Genomic DNA, 6,522 nt, shown 5'->3' on the forward strand with positions numbered 1-6,522 from the left:
CAACAAAATGGCTTCCCTCGATGAAGAAATAGGGTCACAAAGAACAAACAAAACAGTCGATGATAGCTCATCGAAGAACCGTCTAGCTTTCCCTAAATACATCATTTAATCGATTAGTTAAAACTTTAATACTTTATTACGCTTTTAATAGTATACCAAAACCAATCGATATGAAAACGAAATTATTAATATTCATGATGGCCATCGGCTTAGCATTTTCTGCCTGTAACGGCAAACAGGCCGATCAGGAAAACGCTGATGAAATGAACCAATATACCGACAGCACCACCCAAAAGGATTCATTGAGTGCAGATACCACGCATGATAAAACCACCAATGCCCCTGCAGATGCAGGAACAGAGAAAAAATAAGTCATATTTCCAGCCTGATCAAATCCATCAGGCTGGAAATAACTCAAACAACAATACTGGATCTGGAATCCACCTGTTCCAACAGGTATCCTGCACCCTAACTCCACTCATCATCATTGGCCCGAATCCTCAGCCTTCAACACGTTCTTCAGCACTCCGTATTCAGAATGCAATCATGCCGATTGCTAATGACATTCATGAACACGTGATTTTCAAACGATGATCATATAGACTTGATAATGGCCGGCAAAAGCCTTAATTAAGGTCAAACATTTTTGGCGGCATGATCAGCGTTTTGGTTACCCTCATTTATCACATTGTTTAACACAACAGAAGCTTGCCTAAAAGCGATTAACATATTGATGGATCTCCTGATCAATGTGCAAATCACTCTACCCAATCTATCGATAACTTCTGCTGCGTTACGAAAGTCTATTATTATAGTCTGAAATAATTTGTTTTTTCTACCCCTCAACCACACGAGATATTTCGTAAGGAGCTGGATGCGGAAAATGTTTATGTCTATTAGATTGTTGTTGGATCAAACCTGATAAAGGTTGGCAGTCTTATTAACTTTTTTAAATTTGCCGGATGAAACTAAAAATTTCAAACTATCCAGCTTTCTATTTATTTATTTCCATCTCCTTGGTCGCAGTTTTTACTTGTTTGATCGGCTTATATGCTCCATTTGTGAAAAGGACAATTACAAAAACACAGCTAAAAGAGCAGTGCAATGGATCTGCAAAATGCGAAAGTCTTTATAAGCTGATGCGCTATGAAGTCATAGAATGACTCCAAACAAACCCCCGACATTTTTGTTGTAATACCATGTCACCATTCAAAGCAGCTATATTTGTAGGCGTAACAATTGGCCTGGTTTCATTTATCGGTATCAAGTTTTTGGCGAACCGTCAGGTTATAGCCGAAGACGGAAGATTATTTATTTAGAATCTAGCTTTATTTTATATCTTAGGTCTATGGAATGGCTAATCGAGTTTCTATTCAACATGGTATCCTGGAAGGGTTTCTGGAAAATCATCAGAGATTGGAAATATTATCCCCCAACTCCTTAAGTAGCAACGGTAGCGTTTAATGCTTCGAATTATTTTCACTAATTAAAGTAAATGTTATGGCTCCGAATTGCTAGAGCCATCCTTATATTGGTCATTAGTTGTTTTTTGTTGTCAGTATTTTACTATCTATTTACCAATACAAAACTTCGTAAATATATTCTCCAGCAAATCATCAGTCGTTACCGTTCCGGTTATTTCGCCCAGGTAATGAAGTGCCTGTTTGATATCCATCGCCAGAAAATCCGAAGTCACCGGGTTATCAACATTATCCAGCACCCGCTGTAAAGCATTCTCGGTTTGTTTCAGCGCTTCCACATGGCGAATATTGGTGACCAAAGTTTCGCTGGTATTGATGTGGTGCAGATTAACCTGTTCCAACAAAGTATCTTTAAGGGCATCGATGCCTTGTTTTTCTTTGGCAGAAATAAATACCACGTTTAAATCTTTAAAAGCTTCCCGTTGCGCTACAGAAATCAAATCCGCCTTGTTCACCAAAATCAGGTAAGGAATCTCCAGTTGAGCCAATCCCCTCACCTGCTCTTCGATTTCTGCAATACTCTGTGCTGCATCGGCCATGTAGATGATCAGTTTGGCCTGCTTCATCTTTTCCAGGGTACGTTCTACACCCAGCGCTTCAATAATGTCTGCGGTATCGCGGATACCTGCCGTATCGATAAACCGAAAAACAATGCCACCGATGGTCAGTTCATCCTCAATGGTATCGCGGGTGGTGCCGGCAATGTCAGAAACAATTGCCCTTTCTTCGTTTAATAAGGCATTCAGTAAGGTCGATTTACCTACATTTGGTTTGCCGGCAATCACAATCGGCACACCATTTTTAATCACGTTACCCATTTCAAAAGACGAAATCAGGCGACGCAGCACATGGTTGATCTTATTTACCAGGTTGGTCAGTTGTTCACGATTGGCAAACTCCACATCTTCCTCCGCAAAATCAAGTTCAAGTTCGATCATCGAAGCGAAATGGATCAGCTGTTCCCGTAAAGTCTTCAGCTCATTGGCAAAACCACCACGCATCTGCTGCATGGCCACATCATGAGATGCTTTGGAATTAGACGCAATAAGATCGGCAACCGCTTCAGCCTGACTTAAGTCGAAAGCACCATTTAAAAATGCCCGCAGTGTAAATTCTCCTGGCTTGGCAGCCCTGGCTCCTTTGCTGATCAACAGATTGATAATCTGCTGAATGATATAGTTGGATCCGTGGCAGGAAATTTCCACCACATTTTCTTTGGTATACGATTTTGGCGCAACAAATAATCCGGCCACCACTTCATCAACAATGTGATCTCCATCTTTGATCAGGCCAAAATGTAAGGTATGAGAGGCTTGTTGCGTCAAATCCTTTCCGGCAAAAACAGCATTGGTTAGTGAAATCGCATCCGGGCCCGACAAACGAATCACGCCAATGGCACCAGATCCTGATGGTGTTGATAATGCAATAATGGTATCTTGATTATTCATGTTCTTTTTTCGAACCGCTAAAATAAGGCTATTTCAGTGTGATATCGTGAACACAAGGTAATTTTTTGAACAATTAGGTCTGCCGATCAGGGATCCAACCCTGCTGAACACCGCAGCAACTGGCGTGAATTATGGAATAGGTCTACCTGCAACCTTCAATGCGGCTATCGCTCCAATCCAAAGGCCTAAAAAACGGTTAGTTCTGCTCACGAAAATACTGATAGCAATAATTTTATACCCCGTGGTTGAAATGCTTATCGCCTTTCCAACTCATAATAAGTTTCCAATTGCCTGACATACCTTTCAAAATGTTCCTCGTAATAATCCTTGGGGACCTGAATTTTACATCTAAATTCACAAAAAAATGCAACCACCTCCGCATCCATCTCTGCCTCCAATAAATACCACAACTCGGGTTGCGCCTGACTACGAACCAATGGCAAAGCCTGTCTGTCGTTGTGAAATAGCATGAGCTTACCAGCAATTTTAAAGCGAAGGAAAAGTTCAAAATAATCACCCTTATCACTTAAAAGAAAACTTAATCTGGGCATCTCAATCGAAAACGTCATCCGCTCCATGGATCGTTTCGCTGGCCTATCTTTGATATGCCGCATGCTAAAGGTAAACCAATAATGCGTAAAGCTTTGCGCAGCCAATAACGGCAATACCTTATTCCAGTGCATATGAAGCGCTTTCCTGTGCGCTGCATTTTTCTCCTCTGCTTCCTTCTCCTTCTCAGGCGTATAGCGGTCAGTCCAGGTATGCAGTGGCGCAATGCTTCTCATCTCAAAACTGCGTTCATTTAATGTTTTCTGTTCCGGGCTCAGCGTTATTCCATCAAGGTCTGCCTCGATCGAAACGAATCGTTCAAAAGACTTCACTGTTCTTCGATCTGCGTTCGACTTAAAAACATATGGAATCAAAAACGGATAATGATGTGATCCATAATGTTGCAAACTCGTATGCGCCAGGCAATAGCCCACTCCTCTGCCTGTCGAAGTTAGGGTATGAGTCGTCGCTTGTCGCGTGTCTCGCTTCATCGTTTGGCGCCCATCGAGCAATGGAAACGGGTCATCAGGCCGGAATAATCCGGTAAAGCCTTTTCTTAGCTCAATATTGAAACCCTGGCGGTCGTTAAAAATTTTGATAAACTTCAGCCTTCCCGTTGTTTGATCATAGCAGGCTGGCCAATAGTAGGGATTAAAATCAACCGCCCCCTTCCGCATCATTACGCTTAGGGCTAAGTATACATTCCAGCTTAGATAAGTGCAATCCGTATCGAGGGTACAGCTGATCAATAAATGATCGTACTCCACTTTAAAGTAAATTCTTGCCGGTTTGTAAATGGTCCACTTTTCATCAATCTGCGATACCTCCATTGTAACCAAACCACGCTTAAAACTAATGATGTCTTTGTCATACAGATAATATTGATTCTCTGCCACTCTATGGTCCGTATGCGCTTCCAACACCTGCTGCCTTAACACCCGCCCGCCCTTTTCGAATGGTAACTTATAAAACCGATCCATTGGTTTTCCGGCGATGGTGAGTAACTTATCCATGTACTGTTCCCTCCTTCAATACTTTAACCTGATCAACTTCTGACTGCAAGACCGCAAACCGATCCTGGCACAAGGTATTGGCGAGCTTTAGAAAACTTTCCACCAATTCTAAAAAACGGTGATGGAATGATTGCCTAAAGAGAAACGCTCATCTTGATGCGCCTGATGATAGCCTTTCACCATGATCTTCAATAACTCCTCCGTTTGAGCACAACCTAAAAAATGCCGATATGGCCTGTTCGAAAAGCAGGCACAGATCTGCAGTAAGCGTTCAAGGTCGCGGCAATCCGGCTGATCATCCATAAACGAATAAATCAGCCCCAGGCAAGCCTGCTCCGTAACATGATGCAATAAAAACAGGCCCACATGCTCCTGCCCTGCTTCAATGGCCTGATCAGCCGCAAGTAAAAAAACTATCTGCCATTTCTTTACGTTTTCGCCAATGTACAATCACCCTGCCCAGCCGCTTTTTCAGATTAGGCAGTTGAAGGTCATTAAGCCTTTCCATACCTGGCGCAGCATAGCGTAATTTCCCTTCATTAATTACACGGGCCAAATAAGCATTGCGATGATGAACGTTTTGCAGCAACACCTCCTTTGGGCATACGCGTATCACCACTCTGGGGTCAAGGCAAGTTTGATCTGCAAATTCCTGCACAAGATTTTCCCTTACTGCGCTATCTCCCACAATCATAAAGAGATAATAAGTGCACTGCCGTTCCCCCTTACCGTCGCAGAAAACACTCTTTATTTTCTCCTGATGAATCTTTTTAGCGATCTGGTAAATGTACAGCGGAGCAAACGCTTGTACCATTGCTTCAATTAAAGGCTTTAACGACTTTCGTTTTCCTGTTAGGTGAGTTGATTTAGGAGTCATAGCTTTAGCTTATAAAATGAGACCTTAAATTAGCCATAGGTTAAAGCGTACCGAACCATAGGCAGTTGTTAATTACCCATAGTAGGTTGTATCTTACTCAACATAAAATAGCGTAAATCCCGGGCAAAGGATGACTGTTGCAGTAAGATACGTACACGCCGGAAATAATGACAACGCTATTCGGATCATCGTCATTGCGAGGCACGAAGCAATCTCAAAACAACAGGTCTGAACGGCGATTGCATCATAACCTTCCCCCTATCGGTATCTTCCCCCTGCAAGGAAAAAGATTTTAAAAAAAGATTCACCGCAAAATCGCTGTGACACCCCGCATCAAGAACAAAGAAGGAGGCCGCCTCAGATGAGGCGAAAGAAAAATCAACTGGGTCATGATTATAGGTCCTTCGACAAGCTCAGGATGACAACCCGGAACAGATTGCTTTGCCTCGCTCATACCCAGGCCTCGCAATGACGACGAGAGGAGGAACTTACGGCGCATCGCTATAGGCACCACGCTATCCGGCCTAGGAGATGATCGTAGAAGAAACCACCAAAAGCTTTTTAAGGGGAATCTTTATTAGACGAAAAAGCTGCAGTGCGCACGCTCAATTTTTCATTGAGCCTTGCACTGCAGTAAAAAAGCGTTGGTAGGTTTATTCAAGATCAGATCCGAGCCTTGATTGTTTGCTTCTTTGTTATCAAGAACAAAGAAGGAGGCCGCCGCCGATGAGGCGTAAGAAAAATCAGTTTGAATGACGAGTTAGATGTCCTTCGACAAGCTCAGGATGACAAACCGGAGAGGTTTGCTTTGCTTCGCTCATACCCAGGCCTCGCAATGTCGACCCTAAAAAGGCACCCTGCTTCCCGCCCTAGGAGATGATGGAAGGGGAAACAGTTAAAGCTTTTGCAGAAACTTTCGTAGTCAACTGCCCAAGGCATCGCGTTATGCCCGACTATTGCCAGAATAAAATTGATGCGCATCGCTATCACCACCCTGCCACATGGCATAGGAACTGATGGAAGGATAGCCCGTTAAAACATTCGCACCGACGTTAAAATACCATTATACAAGGAAGCGCGTCCTGCCCGATTTTTCATCGGGTGCTTGCGCTGCCGCGATAGATGTTTCGACGAGGATAGCCGACATCAGATCT

At 43.1% G+C, this 6,522-nt stretch carries 5 protein-coding genes; 1 reads left to right on the forward strand and 4 read right to left on the reverse strand.

Annotated features, from left to right (window positions below; all coding sequences use genetic code 11):
- Positions 1 to 170 precede the first annotated feature (170 nt).
- Positions 171 to 371, forward strand: coding sequence for a hypothetical protein (locus ON09_RS21450; RefSeq protein ID WP_010603127.1), 201 nt, complete (start codon positions 171 to 173; stop codon positions 369 to 371).
- 1,199 nt (positions 372 to 1,570) lie between these two features.
- Here the strand turns inward: ON09_RS21450 and mnmE are convergent.
- The 4 genes from mnmE to ON09_RS21480 all read right to left on the reverse strand — a co-directional run bounded on the left by mnmE (position 1,571) and on the right by ON09_RS21480 (position 5,368).
- On the reverse strand, positions 1,571 to 2,929 hold the full coding sequence (gene mnmE, locus ON09_RS21465; protein ID WP_010603129.1) for a tRNA uridine-5-carboxymethylaminomethyl(34) synthesis GTPase MnmE: 1,359 nt from the start codon (positions 2,927 to 2,929) through the stop codon (positions 1,571 to 1,573).
- 254 nt (positions 2,930 to 3,183) lie between these two features.
- Positions 3,184 to 4,491 (reverse strand): hypothetical protein, encoded by a 1,308-nt coding sequence (locus ON09_RS21470; protein ID WP_010603130.1) that lies wholly within the window; start codon positions 4,489 to 4,491, stop codon positions 3,184 to 3,186.
- A gap of 108 nt (positions 4,492 to 4,599) precedes the next feature.
- Positions 4,600 to 4,941 (reverse strand): hypothetical protein, encoded by a 342-nt coding sequence (locus ON09_RS21475; protein WP_010603131.1) that lies wholly within the window; start codon positions 4,939 to 4,941, stop codon positions 4,600 to 4,602.
- Positions 4,886 to 5,368: a hypothetical protein gene (locus tag ON09_RS21480; RefSeq protein ID WP_010603132.1), complete on the reverse strand. Its 483-nt coding sequence runs from the start codon at positions 5,366 to 5,368 to the stop codon at positions 4,886 to 4,888. Before ON09_RS21480 ends, ON09_RS21475 begins: the two co-directional genes overlap by 56 nt.
- Between the last annotated feature and the right edge of the window lie 1,154 nt (positions 5,369 to 6,522).

The organism is Pedobacter agri PB92 (assembly GCF_000258495.1).
Lineage (GTDB): Bacteria > Bacteroidota > Bacteroidia > Sphingobacteriales > Sphingobacteriaceae > Pedobacter > Pedobacter agri.